This window comes from Pasteurella sp. WM03 (assembly GCF_004570945.1).
Taxonomy (GTDB): domain Bacteria; phylum Pseudomonadota; class Gammaproteobacteria; order Enterobacterales; family Pasteurellaceae; genus Rodentibacter.
The window spans coordinates 408,327-424,670 of record NZ_SPPO01000001.1 but is presented as its reverse complement, the minus strand read 5'-3'; the positions used below and the strand labels follow the sequence as shown (position 1 = coordinate 424,670).

The window sequence follows — 16,344 nt, the reverse complement described above, 5'->3', positions numbered from 1 at the left end:
GATATTGAGCTAACCCATACTAATTGCCCGAGAGGCTTAACTATACAACGCTCAAGTGTTTTTGAGTGGCTAGTGTGAAATACAACGAATAAAATCATACAGTAATCAGCTTGTGACCGAGAGAACAGACGAAAATAAAGAAAAGTAAGAAAAGTAAGAAATAAGACGTTGAGTTATCAAAGAATTATCCTGGCGGCGAGAGTGCGGTGGTCCCACCTGAATCCATACCGAACTCAGAAGTGAAACGCTGTAATGCCGATGGTAGTGTGGGGTATCCCCATGTGAGAGTAGGGCACCGCCAGGGCTTTATTACCCATAAATCCCCGAGTTGATGAGCTTGGGGATTTTTGTTTACAGGATACGCCCAAAAATGTCCTGTTTGTCGACAAGATTCTCAGAAGAGAAGGCCAGCCTAAATTTTAACTCAGTCTTATACCCCGTTTATTTATTTAAAATCTTTAATAAGAATAATCTTATAATACTTCGTCAATCCATTGTGAATGGATAATTTATTCTTAGGTTTACTAAATAATCCTTCTAATCTATTATTTGTTTTTTCTATCTATAATTCAGTATATTTTCGAAACAAAATAAATCATCTTGATTTTGCTTTAGGTGTTCTTGTTTATTTATGGACAAGCAACGCAACTGAGGAAATTGGTAAACTATTCTAGTTTCTCACCTTTTAAAAAAGCATAATCCAAACTATAAAAAAGAGCGGTCAATATTTTCAGTGTTTTTATGGATTGGGGTACCTTTCTCTCAAAAAGTCTTTAAGAATTGACCGCACTTTTTAACTTTAGCCTATCCTAAAATCGTAATTGTTGCACTATTATACAATAGTCCTGCTTTTCTTTTGCAGAGAAAAGCAATACCCTTTGATAAAAATTATTTTGATAAACAACGAGTGTTAAATATGACTGATTTAAAAAAGCCTGAGATTGAAGAAGTGAATATTTATTTAGCAACATGGGAAATATCGGAAAATTATGTGTTACAAGAAAAATCCCTGAATAAATTATTTCAACAATTTCCGAAAAATAATGATATCACAGATATCTTGCTTAAATCTGCGACGTTAAATGATTTTTATAGTGCAATATATTTAATATCTATTCTATTTCGAAACATATTTTAAATATCCCTTACTTTGATGAACGATTAAATAGCGGTGATCCAAAATTAGTCGATGAAATCAAAAAGATTACTATCAATGGTAAAGAAAAGAACTTTTATTCTTTTGCTACAAAATATTGTAGCCACCCTAATATAGCTTAATGAAACATATCTTTGAGTTATTTCCCCTTTGAATTAACCTTCAAAAGGGATTTTGTTTTTATAAGGGAAACTATCTCACTATTGCTAGAATAGGTTGAAAGATAGGTATAAAACCTCATTTCTTAATGAGAAAAACTTTCCTAAGTGATACAATCCAGTAAATTTTATTAGAAGGATAGATATTTGAATGGCCCGTAAGAAAAAAACTCGCCGAATAACTGATGTGATGCCTGTTCGTAAAGCGGACAAGAAACCAGACATGACAAAACGTACAGGAAAGAAATTAACCCGCTATGAATTGGATGCCAAAGCACGTGAGGACAAGAAAAAACGTAAGCATAAAGGCTTAGCCGCAGGTTCACGTCATAGTGTTGCGGAAGAGAATAGTAATAAACCGCAACAACAAGTTAAAGATCCAAAAATTGGTAGTAAAAAGAAAATTCCTCTTATTGTGGAATTTGTGAATAAATCGGAAAAAGGTCAGCTTATTCCAGCCCTGAAACCGGTGAAAAAGCTCGATCCAATGCAAGAGTTGGAAAATCTTGAAAATAATGAGATTTTGAACGAATTATTAGATGCTTTGGATGAAGGCAAAACCATTAGCAAAGCGGATCAGCAATTTGTGGATGAGTGTTTGGATCGCATTGCGGAATTGATGGAAGAACTCGGCATTGAAGATGAGGACGAAAGTGAGGAGAATTTATACCGCACTTTTGAGCAAATGGATATTAATCGGTTTAAGTAAAAGATGATTTGGACGATGATTTTAAGCTTATTTGCATTCGCTATCATTGCTGTTTTATCGTGGTATGCATTCCGTTTGTTAAAACAGGTAAAACACCAGCAACAAGAGTTGGCTAAAGCTAAAATGGAAAGAGTCACTCGTTTAAAAGAGAGCCTTGAAATTATAGCCAAGGCGATGCAGCAGAAAGAATGTAATCATTCTGAGGGGGTTATTCGTCTTACGATGCTATTAATGCCTTTTGGAAAAAATCTTCAACCTTACCCTGCAATGAGTGAACTTTACAATATTGTGAGGGATATGCCCACCCATGATGCACGAAAAACACTTGAAAAAAAAGAGCGGAGACGTCTTGATCTTGAACGGGAAAGTGCAGAAGCCAAGTTTGAGCAGGATATTGTAGAAGAACTACATCAGTTACTTGATGATATAAAAAAATTAGGAGACGTTTAATGTCAGAGATGATTTGGGATAAGGAACTTATACAGAAATATAATCAATCGGGGCCTCGCTATACTTCTTATCCGACGGCATTAGAATTTCACGAAAACTACACTAACCAAGATTTTATTCAAGCTGCAGAACGTTATCCTAATCGCCCACTTTCGCTTTATGTGCATATTCCGTTTTGTCATCAGCTTTGTTATTTTTGTGCTTGTAATAAGGTGATTACGCGCCATCAACATAAAGCCGATATTTATCTTGATTATCTTGAAAAAGAAATTCTCTCTCGAGCTCAATTATTTAAAGGAAGAAAGGTTACCCAAATTCATTGGGGGGGAGGGACGCCGACGTATTTGAACGAAGCGCAATCTACACGTTTAATGGCAATGCTGAAATCTCATTTTACGATTACAGAGAATGCAGAAATTTCTATTGAGATTGATCCTCGCAAAATTGAGCTTTCTATGCTTGATCACCTGCGTGAAATTGGCTTTAATCGGATGAGTATGGGGGTTCAGGATTTTAATAAAGATGTGCAAAAAATTGTGAATCGTGAACAAGATGAGGCATTTATTGCATCTTTATTGAAACGTGCGGAAGCGTTGGGCTTTCAATCCACAAATCTTGATTTGATTTACGGTTTGCCATTGCAAACGGTAGAAAGCTTTATGTTTACATTAGAAAAAGTGATTGCATTAAATCCTGATCGTTTGAGTATCTTTAACTATGCACATTTGCCGAGTCGTGTTCCGGGACAAGCCAAAATTAAAGAAGAACAATTACCAGCTCCGGAAACTAAACTGACGATTTTACAGAAAACGATCGAAACCTTAGGGCAAGCAGGCTATAAATTTATTGGTATGGATCATTTTGCTAAACCTTACGATGAATTGTCTATTGCTCAGGAACAAGGCGTGTTGCATCGTAATTTCCAAGGCTATACAACACAAGAGGATTGTGATCTTCTCGGACTAGGCGTGTCTTCTATTAGCTTGTTAGGTGATAGTTATGCCCAAAATGAGAAAGACCTTAAAACTTACTATGCTTTGGTTGAAGAGAAAGGCCATGCACTACATAAAGGGTTGAGGCTGAGTAAAGAAGATTGCTTACGTCGTGATGTGATTAAACAACTTATTTGTAATTTTAAATTAGATTTTTTATCTGTTGAAAAACAATACAATATTAAATTTACCGAACACTTTGCTGAAGATTTGGCGCTATTAAGGCCATTGATTGATGATGCTTTAATCAGTCAAAGCGAACAAGGGCTAATCGTTTCGCCCAAAGGTCGTTTATTCATTCGGAATATTTGCTTATGTTTTGATACTTATTCTCGTGCTATGGCAAAACGTCAGCAATTTTCAAGAATTATTTGATTGCCGTGCCACCCTGTTTATGGTGGCATTTTTCTTATTTGTTGCTTGTACTTTCAAAAGGGCTAATCTTTTTTGAATACCGTTAAGTTCAAAAAACATAAAACAATTCAAAAACCGTAAAAAATCCAGTAAAATCACCCCGTTTTATTTTGGGCTACGTATAAAAGGATAATTCAATGATTAATGAGATTAAACAAGACGCTGAACAGCGTATGGAAAAGAGCCTTGAAGCATTAAAAGGACATATCGCAAAAATTCGTACCGGTCGTGCACAACCGAGTTTATTGGATTCGATTCAAGTGGAATACTATGGTGCAGCGACGCCACTTCGTCAATTAGCTAACGTTGTAGCAGAGGATGCACGTACTTTAGCTGTGACTGTATTCGATCGTTCATTAATCAGTGCGGTAGAAAAAGCGATTTTGACTTCCGATTTAGGTTTAAATCCTTCTTCAGCTGGTACCACGATTCGCGTACCCTTGCCACCGTTAACGGAAGAACGCCGTCGTGATCTAATTAAGATTGTGAAAGGCGAAGGCGAGCAGGGTAAAATCGCAATTCGCAATGTGCGTCGTGATGCGAATGACAAAATCAAAGCGTTGTTAAAAGATAAAGAGATTAGTGAGAACGATCAACATAAGGCAGAAGAGATTATCCAAAAATTAACTGACCAATTCATCAAAAAAGTTGATGAAGTATTGGCAGATAAAGAAAAAGAATTAATGGATTTCTAGTCTTCTGAACCGATGATTGGGGCAGACCATGGTGTCTGCCCTTGTTCTATTATTTTATTCACAAAGTGCGGTCAATATTTTATGAAAAAACAGAATATCGTGATTCTTGGTGCAACGGGATCGATTGGACAAAGCACCCTATCAGTGATTGAGAATAATCCTGAAAGGTATCGTGCCTTCGCTCTTGTTGGGGGGAAAAATGTAGAGGCGATGTTTGAAAAATGTGTGAAATTTCAACCGCACTTTGCCGCTCTTGATGATGTTGAGGCAGCGAATAGCCTGCGTAGTAAACTCCTTGAGCATAATATCACAACAAGTGTGTTAGCCGGACAGCGTGCCATTTGTGAATTAGCGGCACATCCTGAGGCGGATCAAGTGATGGCAGCCATTGTCGGTGCAGCAGGTTTGTTACCGACACTCTCTGCCGTGAAGGCCGGCAAACGGGTATTGTTGGCAAATAAAGAGGCGTTAGTGACTTGCGGACAGATTTTCATTGAAGCAGTGAAACAGAATAACGCTATTTTGTTACCGGTAGATAGTGAGCATAATGCGATTTTCCAATCACTGCCGCCCGAAGCCCAACAAAAAATCGGTTTCTGCCCATTAGATGAATTAGGTATTAATAAAATAGTCTTAACAGGATCCGGTGGGCCTTTTCGTTATACTCCTTTACAGGACTTTGATCGTATTACACCAGCGCAAGCGGTGGCGCATCCTAATTGGTCGATGGGGAAAAAAATTTCCGTAGATTCAGCCACGATGATGAATAAAGGTTTGGAATATATTGAGGCTCGATGGTTGTTTAACGCTTGCGCTGATGAAATGGAAGTGGTTATTCATCCTCAATCAATCATTCATTCTATGGTACGCTATGCGGATGGTTCAGTGATTGCTCAAATGGGTAATCCGGATATGCGTACGCCAATTGCTCAAACAATGGCATATCCTCAGCGTACTTTCGCCGGCGTTGAACCTTTAGACTTCTTTAAAATCAAAGAACTGACGTTTATTGAACCGGATTATCATCGTTATCCGAATTTAAAACTGGCAATGGAGGCTTTTGCTGAAGGGCAATATGCCACAACAACAATGAATGCGGCAAATGAAATGGCAGTTCAAGCTTTTTTAGACGGTCGTATTTCTTTTACCGATATTGCACGAATTAACCAAGAATCGGTTTTAAAAATGTCCCATACAACGATTTCATCCATTGATGATGTGCTGGCGGTGGATGCGGAAGCTCGCACTCTTGCAGAATCATTAATTGCGCATCGTTAAAAGAGCGGTCAAAAATAATTTATTTTTATGATAGAACTTGATAAGAATAATATCCCCGAGCATATTGCTATTATTATGGATGGCAACGGACGTTGGGCAAAACAACAAAATAAATTGCGTATTTTTGGACATACTCATGGTGTGGCGGCGGTTAGTCGAGCGGTAAGCTATGCCCGCCAAATTGGTGTTAAAGTGCTAACGCTTTATGCTTTTAGCAGTGAAAATTGGAATCGCCCCGCGCAGGAAGTGAATGCCTTGATGACGCTTTTTATGCAAGCCCTTGATCGTGAAGTAAAAAAGCTGCATAAAAATGATGTTCGACTTAAAATTATTGGTGATACTTCACGTTTTAGTGAAAGATTACAAGAGAAAATTGCCAAAGCGGAGCATTTAACGGAAAAAAATACGGCATTGACTTTGAACATTGCAGCAAACTATGGTGGCTGTTGGGATATTGTTCAAGCCACCAGACAAATTGCTGATAAAGTTAAAAAAAATGAAATAAATCCTGAAGAGATTACCGAGCAATATTTTCAATTGCATTTGGCTACACAAAATCAACCTCAAGTCGATCTATTAATTCGCACTAGTGGTGAACAACGTGTGAGCAATTTCTTACTTTGGCAAATTGCTTATGCGGAGTTATGTTTTTTAGATGTTTTATGGCCTGATTTTGGAAAAAAGGATTTTAATCAAGCCATTGCAAGTTATCAACAACGTCACCGCCGTTTTGGTGGGACAGAATAAGCGGAGAAATTATGCTTAAAGAACGTGTATTATCGGCGATTGTGCTTATTATGCTGGTGTTGTGCGCCTTGTTTTTATTTACCCCTTTTTATTTTGCGTTGGCTTTGGGGTTGGTGGCAACATTGGGCGTGTGGGAGTGGACACAATTCTCCCGCTTAAAACAACCTCTCGCCCGTTTATGCATTGCGGCATTTCTCGGGTCGTTTATTTTTTTATGGCTTTTTACCGAGGGAGATTATTTAAATGCCGGACGTGTTTTTGAAAGCTATCTTCCCCTTTTGTTGATTAATTCTATTGGGTGGTGGATGCTCGCATTATTGCTGGTTGTTACCTATCCTCTATCGGCGAAATACTGGGGGAAAAATAAGCCACTTCAGTTATTATTTGCTTTTTCGACATTAATTCCTTTTATTGCTGCGGTATTACGTTTACGCTTGGAAAACTATACGCAAGATCCCTATCAAGGTTTATTCTTGTTACTCTATGTTTTTGTACTTGTGTGGGCTGCAGACTCTGGCGCTTATTTTGCTGGCCGAGCTTTTGGAAAACATAAATTGGCGCCTAACGTTTCACCGGGAAAAACTTGGGAGGGGGTTGCTGGTGGATTAATCACCGCTGTAATTCTTGCGTGTGCATTTATTTACTTGTCCCGTGAAACCCTGCTTGGAAACCGAGAAATGATGGGATTTATCGCACTTTCTGTTGCAACAGTCGCAATTTCAATTTTAGGTGATTTAACAGAAAGTATGTTCAAGCGAGAAGCTGGGATTAAAGATAGTAGTCAGCTTATTCCCGGGCATGGTGGCGTTTTAGATCGTATTGATAGTTTAACGGCTGCTGTTCCTTTCTTTACTTACTTCTATTTCTTTGTATTGTAAGGGCTCTTCATGTCATTTTTGTGGTCTCTCGGTTCTTTTCTTATTGCGATTTCCGTATTGGTGGCGGTTCATGAATATGGGCATTTTTGGGCTGCACGAAAGTGCGGTGTAAAAGTCCATCGTTTTTCTATTGGTTTCGGTAAGGTGATTTGGCAACGTAAAGATAAACAAGGTACAGAATTTGCCTTGTCAATGATTCCTTTAGGTGGCTACGTGAAGATGTTAGATAGCCGAGCGGAAAGTGTTTCCCCATTATTAAAACCTCAAGCTTTTGATCAAAAGTCTGTATTACAACGTGCATTTATTATTGCCGCCGGACCATTAGCAAATTTTCTTTTTGCAATTGTGGCATATTGGATCATTTATTCTGTGGGAATCCCAAGTGTAAAACCCGTGATTGAACAGATAACGCCAAATTCTATTGCGGCACAAGCACATATTGAACCTCATTCGCAAATAGTGGCGATTGATGGAAAAAATGCGGATGATTGGGAAACCATTAATATGCTGTTAGCCACAAAATTAGGGGATACGCAAGTAGAGATGACCCTTTCACCTTTCGGCTCCAATGTGACCTATGACAAACAATTAGATTTATCCGGTTGGACATTTGATCCGGAAAAAGAAAGCGCTTTCGAATCATTAGGAATGGTTCCTGTCCGTACTAAAGTAGAAATGACCTTATCTAAGGTCGTGGAAAATTCTCCGGCTCAAAAAGCAGGGCTGAAGGTGGGGGATAAAATTTTAAGTGAAAATTTGACCGCACTTTTATGGCAAGATTTTGTAAAACTGGTTGAACAAGGGCAGCCCATTTCTTTTAAAATTGAACGTGATGGCAATGTTTTTGACAAAACGATACAACCAGAAAAAAATAAAGAAAACCGTTGGTTTGTGGGGGTTAGTCCTACTTTTTTAAATGTGGGGGAGCAGTATCGAACGGAATTGAAATATGGTATTCTTGATTCCCTCTCTAAAAGTGTAGAAAAAACCGTGCAATTATCTTGGTTAACTATTAAAGTCATTGGTAAGTTGTTTACTGGTGATCTTGCTTTGAATAATTTAAGTGGTCCTATTTCCATTGCAAAAGGTGCCGGTGCTTCATCAAGTATTGGTGTGGTTTATTTTCTGAGCTTTATGGCGTTAATCAGCGTAAATTTAGGCATTATGAATTTATTTCCGTTGCCTGTCTTAGATGGGGGACATCTTGTTTTCTTAGCAGCGGAAGGAATAAAAGGGAAACCGGTTTCCGAAAGGGTACAAAATTTAAGTTATCGCATTGGTGCAGCATTGCTATTCGCTTTGATGGCTTTTGCACTTTTCAATGATTTCTTACATTTATAGATTTTATAGTGACATAGTAGATAGGGTACTGTCGATGAAAAAACTTCTAATCGCAAGTTTATTATTCGGGACGACAACAAGCATTTTTGCCGCCCCTTTTGTGGCAAAAGAAATTCGTGTAGATGGGGTTCAAGGTGAGTTGGAACAACAAATTCTTACAAGCCTACCTGTTCGTTCTGGACAACGTGTGACTGACAATGATGTAGCGAATATCGTTCGTTCTTTGTTTGTCAGTGGTCGCTTTGATGATGTAAAGGCTTACCAAGATGGTGATGCTCTTGTAGTGAGTGTCATTGCAAAGCCAATTATTTCAGAGGTGCAGATTAAAGGTAACTCGTTGATTCCAACGGAAGCCTTGAAACAAAACCTAGACGCAAACGGTTTTAAATCAGGCGATATTTTGAATCGAGCTAAACTTGATGAGTTTGTGAAAGGCGTTAAAGAACACTATAAAAGTGTGGGGCGTTATAATGCGAAAGTTGAAGCGATTGTGAACACACTCCCAAACAACCGTGCAGAAATTACGCTTCAAATTGATGAAGACGATACGGCAAAATTAAAGTCGATTACCTTTAATGGTAACCAAGCTATTTCAAGTAGCACATTACAAGACCAAATGGAATTGCAACCGGATGCGTGGTGGAAACTTTGGGGAAACAAATTTGATGCGACACAGTTTGATAAAGATTTGCAATCTATTCAAGAATACTATCAAAACAACGGTTATGCTAAAGCACAGATTACCCATACGGATGTTCAGTTAAATGATGAACAAACCAAAGCGGAAGTGACCATTGATGTGAATGAGGGTGAAAAATATGATTTAGGAAGCGCCCGTATTGTGGGGAATGTGGGGGGAATGGCGGAGGAGTTGCAGCCGCTATTAAATAGTTTACATTTGAACGATACCTTTAGTCGTGCAGATGTGATTGATGTTGAAAATGCGATTCGAGCCAAATTAGGTGAACGTGGTTACGGTAGCGCAACAGTTAATGCAGCTCCAACATTTGATGATGAAAATAAGACTGTTGCATTGACTTTTGTTGTTGATGCCGGTCGCCGTTTATCTGTTCGTCAAGTTCAATTTGAAGGTAACACCGTTTCAGCCGATAGCACGCTACGTCAGGAAATGCGTCAGCAGGAAGGCTCTTGGTATAATGCCCAATTAGTCGAGTTAGGGAAAATTCGTTTGGATAGAACGGGTTTTTTTGAAACCGTTGAAAGTCGAATTGATCCGGTTGAAGGTACAAATGATGAAGTAAATGTTGTTTACAAAGTGAAGGAGCGTAACACCGGTAGTATCAACTTTGGTGTGGGCTATGGAACGGAAAGTGGTATTAGTTATCAAGCTAGTGTAAAACAAGATAACTTTTTAGGAACCGGTGCCGCAGTGAGCTTGGGGGGCTCTCGTAATGACTATGGTACAACAATTAATTTGGGTTATACTGAGCCTTATTTCACAAAAGATGGGGTAAGTTTAGGCGGAAATGTATTCTATGAAACTTACGATAACTCCAATAGTGATACCGCATCAAATTATAAGCGTACGACTTATGGTGGCAATGTAACTCTTGGGTTCCCGGTGAATGAAAATAATTCATACTATATCGGATTGGGTTACACTTACAATAAAATCAGCAACTTTTCTCGGGAATATAACCGTGATTTATATTTAAAATCAATGAATTTAGATCCAGAACGTTCTGATTCTCTTTCAGTAAAATCTCACGATTTTGATTTCTCGTTTGGTTGGAACTATAACAGTTTAAACCGTGGTTACTTTCCAACTAAAGGGATAAAAGCAAGTATTGGCGGTCGTGTAACGATTCCGGGTTCTGATAACAAATATTATAAATTAAATGCTGATATTCAAGGCTATTATCCTCTTGATCGTGCGCATTACTGGGTTATTTCCGGTAAAGCAGGACTAGGCTACGCAAATGGTTTTGGCGGTAAACGTTTACCGTTCTACCAAAACTATACTGCAGGGGGGATTGGATCATTACGTGGCTTTGCTTATGGTGCGGTAGGTCCGAACGCGATTTATTGGGTAAAAGACCAGAATGGTCAGGAAGGGTATAATGCCAATGGTAGCACCGATATTATCGGGGGTAATGCCATTGCAACTGCAAGTGCGGAATTAATTTTCCCGACACCATTTGTTTCAGATAAGAGCCAAAACTCGGTAAGAACCTCATTGTTTGTTGATGCAGCAAGCGTTTGGAATACAAAATGGACGGCACAGGATAAAGCGATGTTCCCTAATTTGCCGGATTATAGTGATCCAAGCCGTATTCGTGCTTCCGCAGGTATCGGATTCCAATGGCAATCACCAATCGGGCCATTGGTATTCTCTTACGCTAAACCGATCAAAAAATATGAGAATGATGATGTAGAACAGTTCCAATTTAGTATTGGAGGTTCTTTTTAATCGAACTTTTTACTTATTACTTAGTCAAAACGAACACTTGCATAGTAAACAATGCGTGCTATGCAAGCCCGATTAACAATTTAGTTTAACAAGGAAATTTCAATGAAAAATGTTTTAAAAGTGACCGCACTTTCAGTAGGTATTGCGCTTGCATCAGGTTTTGCCGTTGCAGATGAAAATATTGCGTTTATCAATGCAGGATATTTATTCCAAAACCACCCGGACCGCCAAGCTATCGCAGATAAATTAGATGCGGAATTAAAACCGACAGCGGATAAGCTTGCAGCAAGTAAAAAAGAAATTGATGACAAAATTGCTGCGTCACGGAAAAAAGTAGAAGCAAAAGTTGCGGCATTACAAAAAGATGCACCACGTTTACGCCAAGCTGAAATCCAAAAACGTGAAGAAGAAATCAATAAATTTGGTGCGAATGAAGAAGCGGCATTGACTAAGTTGATGCAAGAACAAGATAAAAAAGTTGCGGCATTCCAAGAAGAAAGTGATAAACGTCAAGCGGAAGCGCGTGCAAAATTATTAGAAAGTATCCAAGTGGCAACCAACAACTTAGCAAAAGCAAAAGGTTACACCTATGTGATTGATGCTAACTCTGTCGTGTTTGCGGTAGAAGGCAAAGATATTACTGAGGAAGTGCTCAAGTCGATTCCGGCAACTGAAAAAGCAGTACCAGCTAAAGCGGAAGAGAAAAAATAATAGGTTCTAACTATGCAAAAATCCTATTCTTTAAAAGAATTGGCGAATCAAATCGGCGCTACCGTTCGCGGTAACGCCGATGTCGTTATAACGAATATTGCCCCTCTCGATAAAGCTCAAGCCCATCAACTTACTTTTATTTCTAATGCGAAATTTCGTCCGTTATTAAAAGATTCTCAGGCTGGCATTCTCGTCGTGTCCGAAGAAGATGTGGAATTTTGTGCCGCTGAAAGTAATTTACTGATTGTCAAAGATCCTTATGTGGCTTATGCGATTTTAGCTCAGTATATGGATACCACACCGAAAGCGGCACAAGGCATTGCACCAAGTGCGGTCATTTTTGATGATGTTTCTTTAGGTGAAAATGTATCAATTGGCGCAAATGCTGTCATTGAAGAAGGCGTAGTATTAGGCGATAACGTGGTGATTGGGGCGAATTGTTTTGTGGGAAAACACACAAAAATTGGCTCGGGTACACAGCTTTGGGCGAATGTTTCGGTCTATCATGATGTTTTAATTGGCGAGAATTGTTTAATTCAATCCGGTGCCGTGATTGGGAGCGATGGTTTTGGTTATGCCAATGATCGTGGTCGTTGGATTAAAATTCCACAAGTGGGACAAGTCATCATTGGTAACAATGTTGAAATTGGTGCTTGTACTTGCATTGATAGAGGTGCACTGGATGCCACGGTGATTGAGGATAACGTCATTATTGATAATCTTTGTCAAATTGCCCACAACGTTCATATTGGCACAGGTACGGCAGTCGCAGGCGGTGTGATTATGGCGGGTAGCCTGACAGTGGGACGTTACTGTTTAATTGGTGGGGCGAGTGTGATTAACGGCCATATGGAAATCTGTGACAAAGTGACGATTACCGGTATGGGAATGGTCATGCGACCAATTACCGAACCGGGGGTTTATTCTTCCGGCATTCCATTACAAACCAATAAAGAGTGGCGTAAAACAGCGGCACTGACTTTAGGGATTGATGGAATGAATAAACGGTTGAAATTAGTCGAAAAAAAACTCAATGAAAAAATATAATGTCATAAAAAGATTAAAAAAACAGTTGACGGACTGTTTTTTTTTTTTAGTATTATTCGGTTTTAGCCTAATGGTTAAAACACTCTAAAAATTTTGTTATTTAGCCGACTTTGTGTCGGCTTTTTTTATCCCTATTGATTTTTGTAATCATCACTAAAATACCGTATAATTTCGCCCATCTTACATTTTTTATAAGGGATTTTGAACGTGTCAGAAATTCAGTCAGGCAGAGTAATTGAAGCAAAAGAAATTATGACTTTATTACCACACCGCTACCCATTTTTATTAGTGGATCGCGTGTTGGATTTCAAAGAAGGTGAATGGTTAAAAGCTATCAAAAATATCAGTGTTAATGAACCTTGCTTTACCGGACATTTCCCAGGTGAGCCTATTTTACCGGGCGTGTTAATTTTGGAGGCGCTTGCGCAAGCCATGGGGATTCTGGCATTTAAAACCCACGAATTAAAAGGCGGAGAATTATTCTATTTTGCGGGGATTGACGAAGCGCGTTTTAAACGCCCTGTATTACCCGGAGATCAAATGGAATTAAATGTTCAAGTTATCAAAGAACGCCGTGGAATTACCGCTTTCACCGGTATCGCAACGGTAAATGGTGAAGTCGCTTGTGAAGCGAAATTAATGTGCGCTCGTCGCTAATTAAGGAAATAACTATGATTCACTCAAGTGCAAAAATCCACCCGACAGCATTAGTTGAAGAAGGGGCAATCATTGGTGAGGATGTGGTCATTGGTCCTTTCTGTATTGTTGAAGGTTCTGTCGAAATTAAGGCGAGAACAGTATTGAAATCACATGTGGTTGTTCGTGGTGATACGGTGATTGGTGAGGATAACGAAATTTATCAATTTGCAACAATTGGCGAAGTCAACCAAGATTTAAAATACAAAGGCGAAGCGACGAAAACTATTGTGGGTAATGCCAATAGAATTCGCGAACATGTGACCATTCATCGTGGTACCATCCAAGGCGGGGGAGTAACCCGTATCGGTAATAATAATCTTCTGATGATTAATGTCCATGTGGCGCACGATTGCCAAATTAAAAATAATTGTATCTTAGCCAATAATGCCACCCTTGCCGGTCACGTTGAGCTAGATGATTTTGTGATTGTGGGGGGAATGTCCGCCATTCATCAATTTGTGATTGTTGGAGCGCATGTCATGTTAGGGGGGGGCTCAATGGTTAGCCAAGATGTGCCGCCTTATGTAATGGCGCAAGGTGATCGGGCTCGTCCGTTTGGGGTAAATCTGGAAGGATTAAAACGCCGTGGGTTTGATAAACCGACAATGCACACCATTCGTAATGTGTATAAAATGATTTATCGTAGTGGCAAAACCCTTGAAGAAATCATTCCGGAAATTGAACAAATCGCTGAAACAGATTCCGCAATTAGTTTTTTCACCGATTTTTTCAAACGCTCAACACGCGGTATTATTCGTTAATCTCGAGCCTTTATCCGCCTTTAGAAAAGGAGATTTCCAGGAAATTAGTGTTAAATCAACCGCACTTTCATCTTAAAAGTGCGGTTATTTTTTAGGGTAAATTCAATGAATAAAGAAAAGCTTACGATCGCCCTTGTGGCGGGAGAAATCTCAGGGGATATTCTCGGTGCAGGATTAATTCGACAGCTTAAAGCCCACTATCCCACTGCTCGTTTTATCGGTATTGCCGGCCCTAAAATGATGGCTGAAGGTTGCGAAACCTTGGTGGATATGGAAGAACTTTCCGTTATGGGCTTAGCCGAAATTGTTAAACATCTGCCACGCCTACTAAGAATCCGTAAAAATGTAATTCAAACCATGTTACGTGAAAAGCCTGATGTGTATATTGGTATTGATGCACCGGATTTTAATTTAGATGTTGAGCAGAAGCTCAAAGCCAACGGCATCAAAACTATTCATTATGTCAGCCCTTCCGTATGGGCGTGGCGACAGAATAGAATCCACAAAATTGCGAAAGCGACAAATCAAGTGCTGGCATTTTTACCTTTTGAAAAAGCCTTTTATGATAAATTCAATGTGCCTTGCCGATTTATCGGTCACACGATGGCGGATGCAATTCCCCTAAAACCTAATCGAGCGGAGGCTTGCCAATTTCTCAATATTGATCCGACGCAACGTTATTTGGCAATACTGGTAGGAAGTCGGGGTTCAGAAGTTGAATTTTTAGCTGAGCCTTTTTTGAAAACGGCATTATTGTTGAAGGATCAATTTCCTGATTTACAGTTTCTTGTTCCCCTAGTGAATGAGAAACGCCGACAACAATTTGAAGCCATTAAAGCCCGAGTCGCGCCGAACTTAGCGATGCATCTGATCGACGGCAACGCACGCCAAGTCTTAATGGCGGCACAAGCAACATTATTGGCTTCCGGCACGGCGGCACTTGAGGCGATGTTGTGTAAATCACCCATGGTGGTAGGCTATAAAATGAAGCCTCTTACCTATTCACTGGCAAAACGGTTAGTGAAGACTGACTATATTTCCCTACCAAATTTACTCGCCAATGAAATGCTCGTGCCGGAAATGATTCAAGAAAATTGTGACCCCAGATTACTTGCCGAAAAACTGGCAGCTTATTTCTCGGATGAAGAAAGTGCGGTTAAAAATCGCCACATTTTAATTCAACGTTTCACTGATTTACACCAACAAATTCAATGTGATGCGGATAAACAGGCGGCCCAAACCGTGATTGATTTATTAGAGGAAGACCGAAATGTTTGAATATCCGCAAGGTTACGAACTCATTGCCGGTGTCGATGAAGTGGGGCGAGGGCCTTTAGTGGGGGCAGTCGTAACCGCAGCGGTGATTTTAGATCCCAATAATCCCATTGAAGGATTAGCAGATTCAAAAAAACTCACTGAGAAAAAACGCCTTGCCTTAGCAGAAGAAATTAAACAAAAAGCGATCGCATGGTCATTAGGGCGTGCAGAAGCAGAAGAAATTGATAAACTGAATATTTTGCAGGCGTCCTTGATCGCTATGACGCGTGCGGTAAAATCCTTAAAAATTCAACCGCACTTTGTACTGGTCGATGGTAATAAAATCCCTAAAGATCTCAATATTCCCGCCCAAGCCATCGTGAAAGGCGATAGTCTGGTGGCGGAAATTAGTGCTGCCTCTATTTTGGCAAAAGTCGCGCGGGATCAGGAAATGGAAGCCTTGGATCGCCAATATCCTGAATATGCTTTTGCCCAACATAAAGGTTATCCAACGAAGTTACACCTAGAAAAATTAGCCGAATTTGGGGCATTGCCACAGCACCGCCGTAGTTTTGCTCCGGTTCGTAAAGTATTAGAAAGTCGCTCAACATGAGAGGTAG

General features: G+C 39.6%; 16 protein-coding genes, 1 rRNA gene and 1 pseudogene. All 18 read left to right on the top strand.

What is annotated here, in order from left to right; genetic code table 11:
* Positions 1–188 precede the first annotated feature (188 nt).
* The 18 genes and pseudogenes from rrf (at position 189) to rnhB (ending at position 16,337) form a co-directional block, all read left to right on the top strand.
* A 5S ribosomal RNA gene (rrf, locus tag E4T92_RS02145) occupies positions 189–304 on the top strand.
* A gap of 612 nt (positions 305–916) precedes the next feature.
* Positions 917–1,138 (top strand): hypothetical protein, encoded by a 222-nt coding sequence (locus tag E4T92_RS02135; RefSeq protein ID WP_135093237.1) that lies wholly within the window; start codon positions 917–919, stop codon positions 1,136–1,138.
* Positions 1,099–1,278, top strand: a pseudogene (locus E4T92_RS11185) (hypothetical protein); the annotation flags it as partial. The gene E4T92_RS02135 and the pseudogene E4T92_RS11185, both read left to right, overlap by 40 nt.
* A gap of 187 nt (positions 1,279–1,465) precedes the next feature.
* The gene (gene yihI / locus E4T92_RS02130) at positions 1,466–2,023 is read left to right on the top strand and encodes a Der GTPase-activating protein YihI (protein ID WP_135093236.1); all 558 of its coding nucleotides are present in this window, start codon (positions 1,466–1,468) and stop codon (positions 2,021–2,023) included.
* Between the two features lie 3 nt (positions 2,024–2,026).
* The gene (locus E4T92_RS02125; RefSeq protein ID WP_135093235.1) at positions 2,027–2,473 is read left to right on the top strand and encodes a DUF2489 domain-containing protein; all 447 of its coding nucleotides are present in this window, start codon (positions 2,027–2,029) and stop codon (positions 2,471–2,473) included.
* A complete protein-coding gene (gene hemN / locus E4T92_RS02120; protein ID WP_135093234.1) occupies positions 2,473–3,840 on the top strand; it encodes an oxygen-independent coproporphyrinogen III oxidase in 1,368 nt (455 codons plus the stop codon). Before E4T92_RS02125 ends, hemN begins: the two co-directional genes overlap by 1 nt.
* 176 nt (positions 3,841–4,016) lie before the next feature.
* The gene (frr, locus tag E4T92_RS02115) at positions 4,017–4,574 is read left to right on the top strand and encodes a ribosome recycling factor (RefSeq protein WP_077541739.1); all 558 of its coding nucleotides are present in this window, start codon (positions 4,017–4,019) and stop codon (positions 4,572–4,574) included.
* A gap of 81 nt (positions 4,575–4,655) precedes the next feature.
* On the top strand, positions 4,656–5,852 hold the full coding sequence (gene ispC, locus E4T92_RS02110) for a 1-deoxy-D-xylulose-5-phosphate reductoisomerase (protein WP_135093233.1): 1,197 nt from the start codon (positions 4,656–4,658) through the stop codon (positions 5,850–5,852).
* A gap of 27 nt (positions 5,853–5,879) precedes the next feature.
* On the top strand, positions 5,880–6,599 hold the full coding sequence (uppS, locus tag E4T92_RS02105) for a polyprenyl diphosphate synthase (protein ID WP_135093232.1): 720 nt from the start codon (positions 5,880–5,882) through the stop codon (positions 6,597–6,599).
* A gap of 11 nt (positions 6,600–6,610) precedes the next feature.
* Positions 6,611–7,477 (top strand): phosphatidate cytidylyltransferase, encoded by an 867-nt coding sequence (locus tag E4T92_RS02100; RefSeq protein WP_135093231.1) that lies wholly within the window; start codon positions 6,611–6,613, stop codon positions 7,475–7,477.
* Between the two features lie 9 nt (positions 7,478–7,486).
* Positions 7,487–8,818, top strand: a complete 1,332-nt coding sequence (rseP, locus tag E4T92_RS02095; protein WP_135093230.1) for a sigma E protease regulator RseP — start codon at positions 7,487–7,489, stop codon at positions 8,816–8,818.
* A 34-nt stretch (positions 8,819–8,852) separates the two neighbouring features.
* Positions 8,853–11,249, top strand: a complete 2,397-nt coding sequence (gene bamA, locus E4T92_RS02090; RefSeq protein ID WP_135093229.1) for an outer membrane protein assembly factor BamA — start codon at positions 8,853–8,855, stop codon at positions 11,247–11,249.
* A 102-nt stretch (positions 11,250–11,351) separates the two neighbouring features.
* Positions 11,352–11,960: an OmpH family outer membrane protein gene (locus E4T92_RS02085; protein ID WP_135093228.1), complete on the top strand. Its 609-nt coding sequence runs from the start codon at positions 11,352–11,354 to the stop codon at positions 11,958–11,960.
* Between the two features lie 12 nt (positions 11,961–11,972).
* Positions 11,973–13,007 carry a UDP-3-O-(3-hydroxymyristoyl)glucosamine N-acyltransferase gene (gene lpxD / locus E4T92_RS02080; RefSeq protein WP_135093227.1) on the top strand — a complete coding sequence of 345 codons (1,035 nt, stop codon included), beginning with the start codon at positions 11,973–11,975 and terminating at the stop codon, positions 13,005–13,007.
* A 207-nt stretch (positions 13,008–13,214) separates the two neighbouring features.
* Positions 13,215–13,664 carry a 3-hydroxyacyl-ACP dehydratase FabZ gene (gene fabZ / locus E4T92_RS02075; RefSeq protein ID WP_077541725.1) on the top strand — a complete coding sequence of 150 codons (450 nt, stop codon included), beginning with the start codon at positions 13,215–13,217 and terminating at the stop codon, positions 13,662–13,664.
* Positions 13,665–13,678: 14 nt separating this feature from the next.
* Complete coding sequence (lpxA, locus tag E4T92_RS02070) at positions 13,679–14,467, top strand: acyl-ACP--UDP-N-acetylglucosamine O-acyltransferase (protein ID WP_077541723.1); 789 nt, start codon at positions 13,679–13,681, stop codon at positions 14,465–14,467.
* 105 nt (positions 14,468–14,572) lie between these two features.
* Positions 14,573–15,745 carry a lipid-A-disaccharide synthase gene (gene lpxB / locus E4T92_RS02065; RefSeq protein WP_135093226.1) on the top strand — a complete coding sequence of 391 codons (1,173 nt, stop codon included), beginning with the start codon at positions 14,573–14,575 and terminating at the stop codon, positions 15,743–15,745.
* Positions 15,738–16,337, top strand: coding sequence for a ribonuclease HII (gene rnhB, locus E4T92_RS02060; RefSeq protein WP_135093225.1), 600 nt, complete (start codon positions 15,738–15,740; stop codon positions 16,335–16,337). The genes lpxB and rnhB overlap by 8 nt, the downstream gene beginning before the upstream one ends.
* Positions 16,338–16,344 lie beyond the last annotated feature (7 nt).

Excerpts from the sequence above, each read along its gene's own strand:
- E4T92_RS02135 (WP_135093237.1), top strand. The coding sequence starts at position 917 with ATGACTGATTTAAAAAAGCCTGAGATTGAAGAAGTGAATATTTATTTA.
- yihI (WP_135093236.1), top strand. The coding sequence starts at position 1,466 with ATGGCCCGTAAGAAAAAAACTCGCCGAATAACTGATGTGATGCCTGTT.
- E4T92_RS02125 (WP_135093235.1), top strand. The coding sequence starts at position 2,027 with ATGATTTGGACGATGATTTTAAGCTTATTTGCATTCGCTATCATTGCT.
- hemN (WP_135093234.1), top strand. The coding sequence starts at position 2,473 with ATGTCAGAGATGATTTGGGATAAGGAACTTATACAGAAATATAATCAA.
- frr (WP_077541739.1), top strand. The coding sequence starts at position 4,017 with ATGATTAATGAGATTAAACAAGACGCTGAACAGCGTATGGAAAAGAGC.
- ispC (WP_135093233.1), top strand. The coding sequence starts at position 4,656 with ATGAAAAAACAGAATATCGTGATTCTTGGTGCAACGGGATCGATTGGA.
- uppS (WP_135093232.1), top strand. The coding sequence starts at position 5,880 with ATGATAGAACTTGATAAGAATAATATCCCCGAGCATATTGCTATTATT.
- E4T92_RS02100 (WP_135093231.1), top strand. The coding sequence starts at position 6,611 with ATGCTTAAAGAACGTGTATTATCGGCGATTGTGCTTATTATGCTGGTG.
- rseP (WP_135093230.1), top strand. The coding sequence starts at position 7,487 with ATGTCATTTTTGTGGTCTCTCGGTTCTTTTCTTATTGCGATTTCCGTA.
- bamA (WP_135093229.1), top strand. The coding sequence starts at position 8,853 with ATGAAAAAACTTCTAATCGCAAGTTTATTATTCGGGACGACAACAAGC.
- E4T92_RS02085 (WP_135093228.1), top strand. The coding sequence starts at position 11,352 with ATGAAAAATGTTTTAAAAGTGACCGCACTTTCAGTAGGTATTGCGCTT.
- lpxD (WP_135093227.1), top strand. The coding sequence starts at position 11,973 with ATGCAAAAATCCTATTCTTTAAAAGAATTGGCGAATCAAATCGGCGCT.
- lpxA (WP_077541723.1), top strand. The coding sequence starts at position 13,679 with ATGATTCACTCAAGTGCAAAAATCCACCCGACAGCATTAGTTGAAGAA.
- lpxB (WP_135093226.1), top strand. The coding sequence starts at position 14,573 with ATGAATAAAGAAAAGCTTACGATCGCCCTTGTGGCGGGAGAAATCTCA.
- rnhB (WP_135093225.1), top strand. The coding sequence starts at position 15,738 with ATGTTTGAATATCCGCAAGGTTACGAACTCATTGCCGGTGTCGATGAA.